Here is a 15,453-nt window from a genome sequence, read left to right on the forward strand (position 1 = left end):
CCATGAAAGGCGCATTGCGCCTAGCGCAAAGTAACGCGCAGCAAGTTATTGAATAAATAGGATTTTTTGGCGCTATTTCAAGCCTGTTTAGAGCCGTTTTCACGGCCTGATTTCGCGCCTGTTTCGGGCGTCGAAAATGCCCGGCTTGCGTGCATTCCAGAGGCTATTTGTCGCTCAGTCCCGCAGCCGGTTTGGCGACGTTCTCCCTGAGGCCGCGCCGGGCGATCAGATGGGCGATCAGCACCACCGGCTCCAGCAGAACCATGCCGAACAGAATGCCGAACAGGCGGTCATAACCGGGCTCCAGGGCGGCATTGGCGTAGTTGTCGGGCACCAACACTACGAGGAAGGCCAAAGTGAACTGCAGGCCAGCATAACTCATGGAGGGTGGGCCATTTTCGATGTGACGGCCGATCATGACGCCGAGCGCGAGCCCGATGGTCATCACCACAGGCGAATGGTGGCTGACCAGCAGGATCGCGCTGGCGAGCAAGCCGCCGGCGAGACAGCCGACCAGCCGGTTCATCATGCGCGAGGAAACCGGGCTGAGCATCCCTTCCGCCAGCGACGCTGCCGGCACCAGCATGACCGCGAAAATCGTGATGCTGGATTGGCTGAGTGACGGGATGCCGAGCCACAGCCACGCCCAGGGGATCAGCGCCAGTGCAATGCCGCCGACCAAAACGTGACGCGCCACCGTGACGTGCCATTGCCGCGCCGGCTGGCCCTGCGGCTTGGCACGCAGATTGAGATCGGGATTGGGAAGTGCGCGGCGGACCGTGAAGGTCGAAATCGCACTGACAATGACGCAAGCGGTAGTGCCGGCCAGCACTTCGAGCACGCGCGTGGAAGCAAAGCGCAGGATCGGCTCCCGCGCATGTTCCATGCCTTCGATCAGTACCATCAGGAAGGTGAGGCCGGTGAACAGCCAAGCATAGGCGCGGCGGCCGACGATGGCGAAATAGAGCGTGACGCCGCCGCCGACCAGAAGACCGAGACTCAGTAGGAGTGGCTGCCGGAGCAGCAAGGGCGCAGCGGCAAGTGCGAGTCCTGCGCCAGCAAGCGTCCCAATCACGCGGAGGATGCCGCGCGTAAAACTTTCGGCGACATGCGAACGCATTACCATGTATCCGGAGAACGCGGCCCAGCCGACATTCTCGGCGCCGATGGCGTGCGACAAGACGATGGCCAGCAGCACCGAACAGATGCATTCGGCCTCGTCGATCATGCGCGGCCCGGGGATCGGCAGCGAACGCATTTCGTTTCCGAACGCGCGCGCGATCCGCGACAGATGAATGGCCAAAAATACCAGCATGGCCAGATATTTCCGTCGTCGAATGCAGTCTACAACAGACGATTTTTCATGGCCCGATGCAGCGGCGGACGTGCGCGCTGGCGCGCCCGCACGCCTTGTCCTCAGTAGAGTTGCAGCGGGAGGATATCCCGACCGTCAGGGCCGACCATCAGGCCCCAGCTGTCATTGGCCGCGACCTTGATCGTGCTGTCATGTGCGGGTTTGCCAGCGGTCTTGATCGTCACTTTGTACGCGCCGGGTGGCAGTTCCATCGTCGGCCCGTTCGGATTCTGCGGTCCGCCCACGCCGGGCGCGACCCTGATCGTCTTGTTGTTGACGCTGACCGACACTTCCGCGTCGCCCATATTGCCGAACAGCAGTCGAACCTTGCCCAGTGCGGGCAGGATGCCCGCCTTCGTCGCTTCTGCGGGATGGCGCACCACCAGACTGACCGTGGTCTCGTCGTTGCGGCGTTCCAGCTTCAGCATGGCGGGACCATCGGGCGCCTTGAAGGCCAGCATGGCGTTGCCAGGTTTGATGACCGTGCTCTTCGTGTCTTCCTGCCACTGCCGTTGCGTGAGTTCGCGTCGGTAGAACGCCAGAACCGAGTCGAGTCCCGCAGGCACAGATGCACTTAGCTCATGTCTGAACGGCGCGCCGCCGGGCAGCCCTGACGTACCGAGCGATCGCAATGTCCGCTGCTTCGGCGTGGGATAATCGGTATCGCCGTCGGATTCGAGAACCTGTTCGACGCTCTTGGCGCTGTCCGTCGTGTTTGTGTTGCTGGCAACGGCTGCGACAGGCGCGCCCTTCAGGCCCGAGCCTGTCGCCGTGACATTGACCTTCGGGCCCATCTGCATCGCCGTCAGTGACATGCTCTGCTTGGCCTTGCTGAAATTCAACACCACCATATTGGGGTTGTTGATGACTGACGGCGTGCTCTTCCAGCCGAGCGTCTTCATTCCGCTGCGGTAAAAATCCGCCAGCGCGCTGACACTTGATGAGCTGGTGAATGCGAGCCTGCCATCGGCGCCATCGAAATCGATCTCGCTGGCGGTCTCAGGTACGGGAATCGGTGTGCTCGAACCGTCCATTGCGCGCAATGCAGCTTCTGGCCCACGTGCGGTTTGCGCTGCGGCGCGTCTCGCATTGTCTTCGGTAATCACAGCCTGGCCAAATGAAAGTGCATCCTTCACGAAGCGGTCGTCTGCTTCCTTCTTGGCCTTGGCGCGCGCAGCGATTACCGATGGCAGAACCTGCACGTCGATTTGCACGGTGGTCAGATCGTATTTGCGGCCGATCCGCATCGTCGCAGTTTCCTCCGGGGAGGTGAATGCGAGCGAGGCGCTGTTGACGGTGACGACGGTGTCCTTGCTCTGCTCGATCCAGCCATTCTTGCCGAGTTCGCGGCGATAGAAGGCGAGCACGGGGCCAAGCTCCGCCGGGATCAGCGCATGGGCTTCGCGCTTGATGGAATCCGCGCTGCCGGTGGTTCCTGCGGATTTGATGCGTTCCGGCCGCGGTAAGCCTATGGATTCAGGGCCCGCGGCTAGATCTTGCGGAAGCGCGAAGGGCGCGACGCGAATCTCGACGCCGGTCTTGTTATCGGTGCTCCGCTGCAAGGTCAGCATCACCGGCAACTGTCGGCTACTGCCGTCACGGGTGAAATAGACACGTATGCCGTTCGCGATCGTCTCGTCGATTTTTGCGTCCGGCCAACGGGCCTCCGCGCCACTTGCGGATAACGGCGACCAGCCCAATGCAGCGAGTTCTTTCTGAAAGAAGGCCAGCGTTGCATCGACAGTTTCAGCCGTCGTGCATCCAAGATACGGTCGCCGCTCGTCATAGACGATGTCGGTCGCGCGATCGGGGAAAGGCAGGTTCACTTCCAGGCGCTGCGCGCTGTAGCTGACGCCCGACCGATCCGTTCGGCTGCCGTCGGTCATAAAGGATGCCGACACGCCCTGTGCACCCTTCTTGTACCAGCGGCTGCGATTCGAGGCCTCGAATGGCGGCGTGTAGGCAATCCAGCCATCGGCGGCGAGTAGTTTACCTGTGTTGGCGATGGTGTCCGCGACGCTGCCCGCGCCAAAATAGCTGGCGTTGAGATTGGGATATTTTGCATCGTCGGGCCGGGCCGTCGCGCCTTCGATATGCGGCAGCGTTCTCACATCCACCAGGCCGTCTTCCGCGCGGCAGGCCAGCGAGCCGCCGGCGATGGCCGTGCTGACCAGCAGCGCCAACAGATAGCGTCTGGCCCGGACCTGCGTCCCGCGCTTGCTCGAAAAAATCACTGAAAGTCTCCGGCGTTCGCGGGTGTGCACGAAAAGGGCGCGCCACAAGGGCCGCGACATCATTGGCGCGGGGCACTCAAAGTGAGTTGTGGGAGGCGCTGCTTTGGTTCAACCGGCCGACTGGCGCCGCGCGATCCGTCCGCTGGCGACGTCGAAAATCTCGCCTGAGGGACCGATATCCGCGAAAGCCGCCGGGTCGGCGCCAGTCATCCAGACCTGGGCGCCGAGTTTCGACAATTCGCCGAACAGAGATTTGCGACGGTCTGGATCGAGATGGGCGACGACTTCGTCAAGCAACAGGAGCGGCGTGATGCCGGTCATCTCGGCGACCAGCGTGGCGTGGGCGAGGATGAGTCCGATCAACAGAGCCTTCTGTTCGCCGGTGGAGGCATCGCGCGCCGGCATATTTTTCGGCGCATAGATCACCTGCAGGTCGGTGAGATGCGGGCCGTCGAGCGTGCGGCCGGCGGCGGCATCGCGCGGGCGACCATCGCGCAAGATCTGGCGATAGCGATCCTCGACCGTTGTGGCCGGTTCATTGACCAGCGCATTCTCCATCCAGCCGTCGAGCATGATGAGGGCAGATGGGAAGGGCGAGGCTTCGCCGCGCAGACGCAGCATCTCTGCGAGTCGCTTCGCGGTCTGGCCGCGTGTCGCGGCGACGGCGACCGCAAGTTCGGCGGTCTCGCGCTCGATGGCATCGAGCCAGTGGCCGTCGCTGTTGCGATTTTCGAGCAAACGGTTGCGTGAGCGCAGGCTGCGTTCGAGCGCGGAGACGCGGCCGGAGTGATCTTTGTCAATGGCCAGCACGAGGCGGTCGAAGAAGCGCCGGCGTTCGGAGGCGGCGCCCATGAACAGCTGGTCCATCGCTGGCGTCAGCCACACCATGCGGAGGTGATCGCCGAATGCTGCGGCAGAACCAACCGGCTCGCGGTCGATGCGACAGCGTCGGCTGGTGGACGCACCTTCTGCGGATGGCGCGTCGATGCCGGTGCCGAGTGTGGCGAGACCGACTTCGCCTTCCACCGTGGCAGAGACGGCCCATGAGCCGTCGCCTTGAATGTCGGCGACGTCATCCAGTGTGGCTCGACGCAAGCCGCGCCCGGGTGACAGGAATGAGATCGCCTCGATGCAATTGGTCTTGCCGGCGCCGTTTGGCCCGACAAGCGCGACCATGTCGCGATCGGTCGCGAGACTTGCCGCGCGATAATTGCGGAAGTTGGTCAGCGACAGGCGGTGGATGCGGGAGGCAGTCATGGGTGAAACCCTGTCGTCATTCCCGACCAAGCGCGAAGCGGTGCTTCGCTGGAGGTGCCGGGCATCCACGCCTTCTTGATGTAACCCCAAAGACGTGGATGGCCGGGACAAGCCCGGCCATGACGCAATCTAGTGAGTGCATTCAAAAACAGAAGTGCCTCACACCCGCATCGGCATCAGCACATACAGGGCACCCTTGGCGTCCTTGTCCTGCACCAGCGTCGGTGAGCCGGGATCGGCAAGGCGCAGTACGGCGACTTCGCCTTCGATCTGGGCAGCGATGTCGAGCAGATAGCGCGAATTGAAGCCGATATCGAGTGCGTCCGAGGCATATTCGACTTCAAGTTCTTCGGTGGCGCTGCCGGAATCGGGATTGGTCACCGACAGCACCAGCTTACCCGCTGATAGTGCCAGCTTCACGGCGCGGCCGCGTTCGCTGGAGATCGTCGAGACGCGGTCGACCGCGTTCTCGAAATCCTTCTTGTCGATAATCAGTTCCTTGTCGTTGTTCTGCGGGATCACGCGGCCATAGTCGGGGAACGTGCCGTCGATCAGCTTCGAGGTCAGCACGACATTGCCGAGCGTGAAGCGGATCTTGCCCTGCGACAGTTCGATGGTGATCTCTGCTTCCAGATCTTCGATCAGACGCTGCACTTCACCGACCGTCTTGCGCGGCACGATGACGCCCGGCATGCCGTCGGCGCCCTTGGGGAGCTTGAGGTCGATCTGTGCCAGACGATGACCGTCGGTGGCGACGGCACGCAGCGTCGCCGCGGTCGCAGTGCCGGCGGCATGCAGATAGATGCCGTTGAGATAATAGCGGGTCTCTTCGGTGGAGATCGCAAACTGCGTGCGGTCGATCAGGCGCTTGACGTCGGAGGCCGGCAGCGCAAACGAGTGCGTCATTTCGCCGGCGGCGAGATCCGGGAAATCATTCTCCGGCAGGGTCTGTAGGGTAAAACGTGAGCGGCCGGCGCGGATCGCCATCACCGAGCGGTCGCCATCGGCTTCGAGCACGATCTGCGAGCCATCCGGCAGCTTGCGGACGATGTCGTAGAACATATGCGCGGGCACGGTGGTGGAACCAGCGGTGCCGACTTCGGCGGCCAGGGTTTCTGTCACTTCGAGATCGAGGTCGGTGGCCTTTAGCGACAGTCGGGCGTTTTCCGCGCGGATCAGCACGTTTCCCAGGATCGGAATCGTGTTGCGGCGCTCGACCACGCGATGCACGTGGCTCAGCGACTTCAGGAGTTGCGCGCGTTCGACGGTGACCTTCATAACAAAACCCGCCCGATTCAATCCGGTGTCGTGTGGAAATGCCCGGAAGCCCGAATGGGCGCCGCGGCGATGACACCCGCAAGCTCGATCAAGTGGATTTTGCTCAATCCCGCGGGGGACCGCAAGGTGGCGTGGATGGCCGGGAAGCGCAAGAGAGATGCGCTTCCGGCCCCCAATGTTTTGACGGTTAACACCCTCGTCCTGCCCCGGCGCATGCTTTGGCGCACCGGGGGCGGGGACGCTTTACTCCTGCAGTTGGCGCTTCAGCGTTTCGACCTCGTCCTGCAGGGCCACGTCCTTGCCGACCAGCGCCTCGATCTTGCGTACGGCATGCAGAACCGTCGTGTGATCGCGGCCACCGAAGCGGCGACCGATTTCCGGCAGCGAGCGCAGCGTCAGGGTCTTGGCCAGATACATCGCAACCTGACGGGGGCGAACGACATTGGCGGTGCGGCGCGACGACAGGAGGTCGGACCGGCTGACATTGTACTGACGCGCGACGACACGCTGGATGTCCTCGATCTTGATGCGCTTTGGCTCCTGCGGGCGGATCAGGTCGCGCACTTCGCGCTCGGCCATTTCCAGCGTGACCGGCGTGGCGTTCAGCTTCGAATGCGCCAGCAGGCGGTTGATTGCGCCTTCGAGGTCGCGGCCGTTATGGGTGATGGTGCGGGCCAGATAGTCCAGCACCGGCTCCGGCACCTCGAACGAGGCGTGATGTGCACGCGCGGCGGCAACGCGCGATTTCAGGATGCCCAGGCGCAGCTCTTCGCCGAGCGAGCTCATTTCGACGACGAGACCGCCGGCCAGGCGCGAACGCACGCGTTCGTCGAGGCTTTCCAGATCCGACGGCGGACGATCAGCGGCGATCACCACCTGGCGGCCGGCATCGATCAGCGCATTCAGCGTGTGACAGAATTCGGCCTGCGTGGTCTTACCCTGCAGAAACTGCATGTCGTCGATCACCAGCACGTCGATGCCGCGTAGCGCTTCCTTGAAGGCGAGCGCCGTCTGCGTCTTCAGCGCAGCGACGAAGCCGTACATGAACTTTTCGGCAGTGAGATACAGCACCTTGCGGTCTGGGCCGGAATTGCCAGCCCAGGTCACGGCCTGCAACAGATGGGTTTTGCCGAGGCCGACGCCGGCATGGATGTAAAGCGGGTTGAACATCACCGGATCGCCGCGGCGACCTTCGGCGACCTGACGCGCGGCAGCATGGGCCAACGTGTTGGCGCGGCCGAGCACGAAGCTCGCAAAAGTCAGGCGCGGATCGAGCGGCGAGCCGCCAAGTGCTTCATGGCTTGCGGACACCGGCGCGGTGGCTGTGGCGCGGAGTTCGGGCGCGTGACGGTTGTTGGACGTCTCGGTGCGGCGCGCTTCGGCCGGCGCTGCGGCTTCCTTGTTGGCGGGCGCCACGTTGCGCATTGCGGAGCGCACGGTGAGGTCGACGCGATGAACTTGCGGCATCTCGGCCTGCCACGCGTTCAGCACGCGCTCGGCATAGTGGGCCTGGATCCAGCTCTTCAGGAATCGGGTGGGTACCGAAAGATGGACGCTGTCGTCCTGCACGCTTTCGAGATCCATCCGCGCGAACCAGCTGGAGTAAACGTCTTCGCCAACCGTCGACCGTAGCCGACCTTTCACGCGAGACCAGTGATCCTGTTCCATATTAGCCATTGTCAGAGAACTTTTCAGATAGAGTGGATGTCCGGCACAGCGCCGTTGATTGAATGTCCGCGTATGGAGACGCGGCGCGACCTCGTGTGACGCGTCGTCTTCGGGCACAGCTCCGCCAACGGCCATCCTGCCGAGGTCAGATCAGTGATGTCGAAGAGGACCTCGTCGCGAGGTCAGCGCGTACTGGAGGGTCTGTCGGGCGCGTGGGCGGAGGAGCGGCTCGCCGCATGTACCGCCATATCTGAACGAGACGCAGATCGCAGTTGCTCGATTACTGTCGTGGTCGATTTGCGCATAAAGCCTCCCCCGCTTGCCACGGTCGCTCGCGGCAAGGTGTCAGTTCACATGTGGTTCAAAGTCAGTTGCAACGCTGAATACTGAAACTCGTTCAGGGTTACATCCGGTATGGTCGTCTTGCCCGCTCGTCTGCCCGCTTACTTCCGCACCGTCAGCTTTGCTGGTTGCGATTGGCCGGTGCGCATTTCTTTTCAAAGCATCCGAATGGATACCCGAGAAATTTCGACACAGAACAACCCTTCCCATATTGCTATGGGCTGCGATCCGATCAAAGCTTGGAAGGTGTCACTAACCTGAAGACAGTCGCTAACCTGAAGACCGTCGCTGATCCTAAGGTCCGTCCTGGTTCTTAAATCGCTCTGATCTCAAGAACCGCGGGCGCCGCGAATGATTAAAGAAATACAGCACGCCCCGTTTCTCGCAACGGAATCATTTTTCAGGTGCCCCGTAAAAGCCTCACTTGAGCAGCCCGGATCGTATCGTGATTTTTTTGGCGATACGTCAAGGTTTTGAATCAACGCGCTGAATCGCAATGTGACAGTGCCGTTGCAAATTCGAGCGGGCGAAAAAAGAAATTCATAATTCATTTACGAATGAAGGCGCCGAGTCTGCGTTTTCAAACTGGTCCGCTTCGCTATGCCGATAAGTGATTAGAGCCGCGCGTTTTTTTCTGTGCGTTGAGTCAGGGTAACCCTAGACATCGGACTCGCGGTGGCGGCGTAACGCTGTTGCTTTTTCAGAATCACGCTGACGCAAGCGATAACGCGGATTGGCACCCGGTGTGATGCGTTGTGCGTTCCGGCTGTGCCGTTGAAGAGACATGGCGAGACGCGCATCGCGCAAGCGCGCGGCAGTCTTTGCGCTTCATCAGAATTTGTAACGCGATAGCGCGCACGCATTGCGGCATAAAAAAAGCCCGGCGCGAAGCCGGGCTTTTTAGAAAGAATGTTGTCGTCAGATTACTGCGCGAGCTTCGCGATCTGATGGACGAGACGCGAGACCTTGCGGCTTGCGAGATTCTTGTGAACGAGGTTGCGCTGAGCAGCCTTCATCAGTTCGGGCTCGGCGAGCTTCATCGCCTTCAGCGCCGCTTCGCGGTCGCCGCTCTTGATCGCCGCCTCGACGGTGCGGACTGCACCGCGCATCTGGGTGCGGCGGGACTTGTTGACGATGGTGCGGCGGGCAATCTTGCGCGTCGCCTTCTTGGCGGAGGTCGTATTGGCCATATCTCACTATCCTTCAGCAGCGTCCCGTCTCGGGCGCCGGGCTGATTGACGTCTGCCGCTCGACTGCGGCCAACGCTGATCTGTTTCCGGGGTGTTCCTGAAAATGCTATCCCCGGAGCGGCAAAGCGCACACGCTTTGAAACTCACGAGAGCGCGCCGCTCAAAGAACAGCGGCGGCGGGATTTCGCCCACCGCCATTGGCGCTCCTTATAGAGGGCTCAATTTCCACCGTCAACGCTTTCTGGCTGTGTCTTTAGATGGAAAACCGTCGCAAGGCCGCGGTTAAGTTGCTGAAGAGGTTGAATTTCTGGCTCCGGGGCGGTATTGCCGGGGGCAGAGCGATGAGGGGATTCGGATGATCCGCGGGTTTTTCCGCCTGATAGGGCTGTTGTTGCTGGCCGGCGGGTTTGTGTTCCTGGTCTATGACGGGGCGCGCTCGATTGCCGATCAGGCGCTGCGGCTGACCCGGCTCGGGGAGTTCTGGAACGACATCAACCAGGTCAGCCAGCGCTCCTTCCAGGCACTGATCGATGCCCATGCGCCGTTCCTCAGCGGGTTTTTGAACCTGCTGCTCAATCAGCCGGCCTGGGCCGTTATGGGCGTGCTCGGCATCGTGCTGATGCTGCTGTTCCGGCCAAGCAAGCCTCTGATCGGTTATTCGCGGAATTGAACGGCGCACCAAGCGGCGTAACAGACCTGCCGTTTCCGTCGTAGATACCTATATTGCCATTCGAGATACGCGCCGTGCGGCGGGAGTGAACCCGGTTCTGTCGTTACGCGTTGTTGGCCCTCAGATGCGTGCGTTCGTCCAGCGAACCGGAGTCCACTTCGTTCGCGAACGCGCAGGGAGATGATCCATGCTGTTCATGCGTAAAACCACTGCATTGCCGACCGCTGCCGAAGCACTGCCCGGTCGCGATACGCCGATCCCCACCGCCAAGCATCACTTCGTTAATGGCAGCAACATCCAGCCGCCTTACCCGGAAGGGCTTGAGCAGGCGGTGTTCGGGCTTGGTTGCTTCTGGGGGGCTGAGCGCAAGTTCTGGGAGCTGGGCGACGGCATCTATACGACGGCGGTTGGTTACGCCGGCGGCTTCACGCCGAACCCGACCTATGAAGAGACCTGTTCGGGCCGCACCGGTCATACCGAAGCGGTGCTGGTGGTCTTCGATCCGAAGAGGATCTCTTACGAGCAGCTCCTGAAGACGTTCTGGGAAAGCCACGATCCGACCCAGGGTATGCGTCAGGGCAACGATATCGGATCGCAATACCGCTCGGCGATCTACACCTTCAGCGATGCGCAGCTCGATACGGTCGCAGCCTCGAAGGCTGCGTATCAGAAGGCGCTGTCGGCGAAGGGCCTCGGCACCATCACCACCGAGATCGCGCCGGCCGGGAAGTTCTACTTTGCCGAGGACTATCACCAGCAGTATCTGGCGAAGAATCCTGGCGGCTATTGCGGTCTCGGGGGCACCGGCGTGTCCTGCCCGATCGGGGTCGGCGTCACGGCCTGAGCCGACCACGGCTAAGTGTAGATAAACAACGTCAAAAGCCCGCTTTCGGAGCTCCCGAAGGCGGGCTTTTTGCTTCCTGATGGAAGGCTATGACAACGGAATTTTAACCATAAGAGGCCAAAACCGAAGCTGCCTCTATGAGGGATATGTCCAGTGTCGTTTGCCCGCGCGTTTCGTCTGCCCATGATTGTCGCGGTTGCCGCGCTGGCTCTTTCCGGCTGCATGCGCAGACCGGGCCCTGTCGCAGTGGTCGCGCCGGCTGCAGATCTCGATACGCTTGCTTACGGCCGCCCGGGTTACGGTCCGGCACCAGTCCCGGTCGCTTATGCTCCCCCCGTCTCGACTTATGATGCGCAGTACAAGCTCGATGCTGGCGACAAGCTGCGCGTCGTGGTTTACGGCCAGGAAGGTCTTACCAATTCCTACGCCATCGATGCTGGTGGCGCGATCACTATGCCGCTGATCGGCCGCGTGCCGGCGCGCGGCATGACGCCCGCTGCCTTGGCCGCGAGCATTACCGGCCGCCTGCGCAATGGCTTCATTCGTGAACCGTCGGTGGCTGTCGAAATCGAAGCCTACCGTCCGTTCTTCATTCTCGGTGAAGTCGCCGCTCCCGGACAGTATCCATACGTGCCCAATATGAGCGTCGAGAGCGCGATCGCCATTGCCGGCGGTTTCTCGCCGCGCGCCAAGCGTGATGAAGTCACGCTGACCCATACCGCCGTTGAGGGCTCGTATCGCGCCGTAGTGCCGCTGGGCACGCCGATCAGTCCCGGTGATACAGTGCTGGTCAGCGAGCGCTGGTTCTGATCGCGCGCATCAAGTGCCGTCGTCACCCCAAGCGTGACTTTCTCCGCTTTGCGGAATAGGTCGGCGTACTCCCGATCGTTAAAGGCTGCGATGTATCGGCGCATTGGCGTCAGGATACGCGTTGCGCCGTATCAGAATCGTCTCCCGCACTGTAAGCCATGATCAAGCGAGGCCAACTCGCCGGAGCGCCGCCATGTCGGCGCAACCAGATTTCAGGGGGAATAGATGAAGACGAGTCCGTCGATCAAGGCCATGCGCGGTGTCGCTCTGGCAGCTATCGTGGCGCTGGGAGCGGTATCGTCGCAAGCTTCTGCCCAGACGGCGCAATCCTATCCCGATCGACGCATCACCTTCGTCGTGCCCTATGCGCCCGGTGGTGCCACTGACGTCGCCGCGCGCTTGCTGGGGCAGAAGCTGCAAGAATCCTGGAAGCAGACCGTCACCGTTGAGAACAAGCCGGGAGCCGGCGGTGTGATCGGCAACGACTTCGCCGCCAAGGCTCCGGGTGATGGCTACACGGTGCTTATTGCCATCACGCAGATTATCCAGGCACCAAGCCTGATGTCGAAACTGCCCTACGACGTGTTCAAGGATCTCGCCCCGGTGACACAGGTCGCGATCTCGCCGATCGTGCTCGTCGTCCCTGAAGCGCAGCCGATCAAGTCCGTGAAGGAACTGGTCGATCTCGCCAAGGCGGGCTCCGGAAAATATCCGTACGGCACTTTCGGTAATGCCACCACGTCGCATCTCTATGGCGAGCTCCTGAAGAAAAACACCGGCATCGACATGACGCATGTGCCCTATCGCGGCGCCGCGCCGCTCTTGAACGACCTGCTCGGCAATCAGGTTACTGCCGCATTCCTTGACTTCACCACGGCCGGACCGCAGCTCGAAGCCGGCAAGATCCGTCCGCTCGCAGTGGGCGGTGAAAAGCGCAAGCCCAAGCTGCCGAACGTCCAGACCATGGCCGAACTCGGCTATCCCGGCTTTGAGGCTGAAGGCTGGGTCGGCGTCTTCGTGCCGGCTTCGACGCCGAAGGACATCGTCAACAAATTGTCCGCTGAGCTTGGTCGCATCATCAATTCGCCGGAAGGGACGGCCGGCCTGCAAGCGGTCAATCTCGTTCCCGTCGGTGACAGCCCCGAATCCTTCGAGAAAAACCTGCGCCGCGACTTCGATCGCTGGGCGACGGTGGCAAAGACCGCGGGCGTCAAAGGCGAGTAAGTTGGCGCGGACTAGCGCGGGCCGGTCTCGGCTGTCGCCACCCGCGTAAGCGGGTGGTCCGGTAAACACGGAGTTCCGTGATTAGCCCGTGGTGACAACCTATATGTGATCGCCCGGCCAGGCTGGGCAATCACACCGAGAGTGTGATGAGGAGAGACGCTCCCGCGTCTCTCACTTCACCAGATGCTTGGCAAGAAAGTTCAGGCTGCGCTCCCTGGCGAGGTCGGCACTCGCCTTGTTGTAGCTGGCGCGCTGGTCGCAATTGAAGCCGTGCTCGGCACCGTCATAGACGAAGATCTCCACATCCGGCCGTTTGGCACGGATGGTCTCGACATCCGACAGCGGAATGCCGTGATCCTTCTCGCCGAAATGCAGCTGTGTCGGCACGGTCGGCTTCTCGTCGGCAAAGCGCACCACGGCGCCACCGTAATAGCCAATGGCGGCGCTCAGGCCAGTCAGTTTCGTCGCGGCGGCGAAGGCGACACTGCCACCGAGGCAAAAGCCGATGATGCCGACATTGCCGACATCTTTCACTGAATCGATCGCGGCCTGGGTGTCGCGCAGCATCGCGGGCCAATCCGGATTGGCTACGAACTTGCGCGCGATGGCGATTTCCTCGGGCGAATAGCCGGACTGGAAGTTGGGCTCGGTGCGATCGAAGATCGACGGTGCGACCGCCACATAGCCTTGCACGGCGAAACGATCGCAGACCGTGCGGATGTGGTTGTTTACGCCGAAGATTTCCTGAATCACCACCACGGCACCCTTGGGCTTGCCCTCAGGCTGGGTGTGGTAGGCGCCGAGCTTGAAGCCGTCAGATGCAGTCAGCGTGATGTCTTGTCCCACGAGGTATTCCATATCGTTGTTGAGGGGTGCAGTCTGTTTGGCGCGGACGGCAGCACTGGTCCACTCACAAAGCGGCTACCGCCACATCCAGTTCCGGCCCCAGTCGCCCTTCCAGCCGGTCAGGCGTCCCTTGCGAAACTGGAGATAGAGGCGGTCGCCGCGGTCGAAGAAGCCGCTGCCGCCGAAGCTACGGATCGCCAGATAAATCTCATGCCCCGGCCGGCCGCTGATATAGGCCAGCGGGGTGCCCAAAGCGCGGGCGGCATCATCCGTGGCCATGCCGAAAGCGAGCGGCGTTGCATTCGACAGAGTTGCCGTGAATGGCAGATCGGGCGCCGTCCCGATGGGCTGCCCATGGGCGGGAACCATAACGGCGAGCACGCTCTCGAAGCCAAGGATGAATACCGAAATCTTCATGGCGCGATTGTTTTCCGGATCGGGTACCGGCGCAAGGCGGCATTGCTTAAAGTTTTCACGAAGGCCCTAACCGACTGATAGTGCTGCCCGCCGGAATGAAACCTTCCGCGGACCTATCAGGAAGCATTAACAATACCCATTAAGCTTCAGGAACCCAGTTCCAAGGTATGTATGTCCTGCTTGCGGTCCGTTCGCCGCAATAGATCGAGGGCATATGACCACTTCAGTCAAACCATCGCCGGCGCGCCGCCGACTGCTGCTGGCATCGGACCGTAGCGATAGCAGCAATGAACTCCTCGACATCCTGCAGAAGGTCGGCGAGGTCGATGTTGTCCCAACGTCAGCCATTCCGGAGATGCCGCCCAGTGAACTGTCGGGCATTGTGGTCGATATCAATCTGCGTTCGGCAGAGGCCGTGCAGCGCGTGCGCCACAAACTGCGCCACAAATCCTATGAAGCGATACCGCGTCTGTTCGTGCTGGCCGATGCGCTGCATCACGGATCGATGCAGGCCTGGGCGCTCGGCGCCACCGATACGATCGCGCGGCCGTTCGATGCGCGTGGCGTCATGCAGCGCATCCGCGCCGCATTCCCGAATCCACATGACGAGGACTTCTCCACCCGCGGCAAGGCGCTGAATCGCGGCGTCGAGGCGGCGCATGCGGTCATGGTCAAGATTTTCGAGAAGCTGCCCGCCGGCGTGCCGCTCACCTTCAACGATGTGATGCAGGCTGAGAACCAAATTCTGAAGGCCATCAAGCGCACGTCGCTGCGCGAGTGGCTGGCCGCCGTCGGCCGTCATCATAATCACAGTTATCGTCACTGCTTGTTCGTGACGGGTTTCGCGGTGGCCTTTGCGCAGCATCTCGGCATGCGCGACGAAGATCAGCGCCGTCTCACGCGCGCAGCCCTCGTCCATGATGTGGGCAAGGCGTTTATCCCGGTCGCGATCCTGGACAAGCCGGGCAAGCTCACCGAGGAAGAGACGCTCGAAATCCGCAAACATCCGCGTCTCGGCTTCGAAGCGCTGGTGGCGCAGGGCAGCTTCCCGCGCGAGATGCTCGACGTGGTGTTGCATCACCACGAATTCCTGGATGGCAGCGGTTACCCCGATGCGTTGGCCGGCGATCAGATCAGCGACATTGTCCGCCTGATGACCATCGTCGATATCCACGCAGCTCTGGTCGAACGGCGCGCCTATCGCATGGCTTTCACGCATGCGAAGGCGTTCGAGATCATGGAGCAGATGGGCGACAAGATCGACCAGCAACTCCTGCAGGTATTCCGTCCGGTGGCGCTCGGCGCATAAACGCCCGTTC

General features: G+C 61.7%; 13 protein-coding genes. 5 read left to right on the forward strand and 8 right to left on the reverse strand.

Annotation, left to right across the window (positions count from 1 at the left end; all coding sequences use genetic code 11):
- Nucleotides 1-163: 163 nt before the first annotated feature.
- The 6 genes from CIW50_RS02980 to rpsT form a co-directional block, all read right to left on the reverse strand.
- Complete coding sequence (locus tag CIW50_RS02980) at nucleotides 164-1,315, reverse strand: FUSC family protein (RefSeq protein ID WP_149529767.1); 1,152 nt, start codon at nucleotides 1,313-1,315, stop codon at nucleotides 164-166.
- Nucleotides 1,316-1,416: 101 nt separating this feature from the next.
- The gene (locus CIW50_RS02985) at nucleotides 1,417-3,588 is read right to left on the reverse strand and encodes a hypothetical protein (RefSeq protein ID WP_149529768.1); all 2,172 of its coding nucleotides are present in this window, start codon (nucleotides 3,586-3,588) and stop codon (nucleotides 1,417-1,419) included.
- A gap of 108 nt (nucleotides 3,589-3,696) precedes the next feature.
- Nucleotides 3,697-4,845, reverse strand: a complete 1,149-nt coding sequence (gene recF / locus CIW50_RS02990; RefSeq protein ID WP_149529769.1) for a DNA replication/repair protein RecF — start codon at nucleotides 4,843-4,845, stop codon at nucleotides 3,697-3,699.
- Nucleotides 4,846-5,004: 159 nt separating this feature from the next.
- Nucleotides 5,005-6,123: a DNA polymerase III subunit beta gene (dnaN, locus tag CIW50_RS02995; protein ID WP_149529770.1), complete on the reverse strand. Its 1,119-nt coding sequence runs from the start codon at nucleotides 6,121-6,123 to the stop codon at nucleotides 5,005-5,007.
- Nucleotides 6,124-6,366: 243 nt separating this feature from the next.
- Complete coding sequence (dnaA, locus tag CIW50_RS03000) at nucleotides 6,367-7,800, reverse strand: chromosomal replication initiator protein DnaA (RefSeq protein WP_068729936.1); 1,434 nt, start codon at nucleotides 7,798-7,800, stop codon at nucleotides 6,367-6,369.
- Between the two features lie 1,256 nt (nucleotides 7,801-9,056).
- Nucleotides 9,057-9,323 carry a 30S ribosomal protein S20 gene (rpsT, locus tag CIW50_RS03005; protein WP_068729934.1) on the reverse strand — a complete coding sequence of 89 codons (267 nt, stop codon included), beginning with the start codon at nucleotides 9,321-9,323 and terminating at the stop codon, nucleotides 9,057-9,059.
- Nucleotides 9,324-9,678: 355 nt separating this feature from the next.
- Between rpsT and CIW50_RS03010 the strand changes: the two genes are divergently transcribed.
- The 4 genes from CIW50_RS03010 (at nucleotide 9,679) to CIW50_RS03025 (ending at nucleotide 12,871) form a co-directional block, all read left to right on the forward strand.
- Nucleotides 9,679-9,993, forward strand: a complete 315-nt coding sequence (locus CIW50_RS03010) for a hypothetical protein (protein WP_149529771.1) — start codon at nucleotides 9,679-9,681, stop codon at nucleotides 9,991-9,993.
- A gap of 187 nt (nucleotides 9,994-10,180) precedes the next feature.
- On the forward strand, nucleotides 10,181-10,837 hold the full coding sequence (gene msrA / locus CIW50_RS03015) for a peptide-methionine (S)-S-oxide reductase MsrA (protein WP_149529772.1): 657 nt from the start codon (nucleotides 10,181-10,183) through the stop codon (nucleotides 10,835-10,837).
- Between the two features lie 183 nt (nucleotides 10,838-11,020).
- Nucleotides 11,021-11,647: a polysaccharide biosynthesis/export family protein gene (locus CIW50_RS03020; RefSeq protein WP_149530387.1), complete on the forward strand. Its 627-nt coding sequence runs from the start codon at nucleotides 11,021-11,023 to the stop codon at nucleotides 11,645-11,647.
- Between the two features lie 225 nt (nucleotides 11,648-11,872).
- Nucleotides 11,873-12,871, forward strand: a complete 999-nt coding sequence (locus CIW50_RS03025) for a Bug family tripartite tricarboxylate transporter substrate binding protein (protein WP_149529773.1) — start codon at nucleotides 11,873-11,875, stop codon at nucleotides 12,869-12,871.
- Between the two features lie 171 nt (nucleotides 12,872-13,042).
- Here the strand turns inward: CIW50_RS03025 and CIW50_RS03030 are convergent, their stop codons facing one another.
- Both CIW50_RS03030 and CIW50_RS03035 read right to left on the reverse strand, forming a co-directional pair.
- Nucleotides 13,043-13,717 (reverse strand): dienelactone hydrolase family protein, encoded by a 675-nt coding sequence (locus CIW50_RS03030; RefSeq protein WP_149529774.1) that lies wholly within the window; start codon nucleotides 13,715-13,717, stop codon nucleotides 13,043-13,045.
- A 75-nt stretch (nucleotides 13,718-13,792) separates the two neighbouring features.
- Nucleotides 13,793-14,086, reverse strand: coding sequence for a hypothetical protein (locus CIW50_RS03035; protein ID WP_246664167.1), 294 nt, complete (start codon nucleotides 14,084-14,086; stop codon nucleotides 13,793-13,795).
- Nucleotides 14,087-14,348: 262 nt separating this feature from the next.
- On the opposite strand from CIW50_RS03035, the gene CIW50_RS03040 reads away from it, so the two are divergent.
- The gene (locus CIW50_RS03040) at nucleotides 14,349-15,443 is read left to right on the forward strand and encodes an HD-GYP domain-containing protein (protein WP_149529776.1); all 1,095 of its coding nucleotides are present in this window, start codon (nucleotides 14,349-14,351) and stop codon (nucleotides 15,441-15,443) included.
- The last annotated feature ends 10 nt before the right edge of the window (nucleotides 15,444-15,453 follow it).

The sequence above is a fragment of the Tardiphaga sp. P9-11 genome, from assembly GCF_008329525.1.
GTDB lineage: Bacteria > Pseudomonadota > Alphaproteobacteria > Rhizobiales > Xanthobacteraceae > Tardiphaga.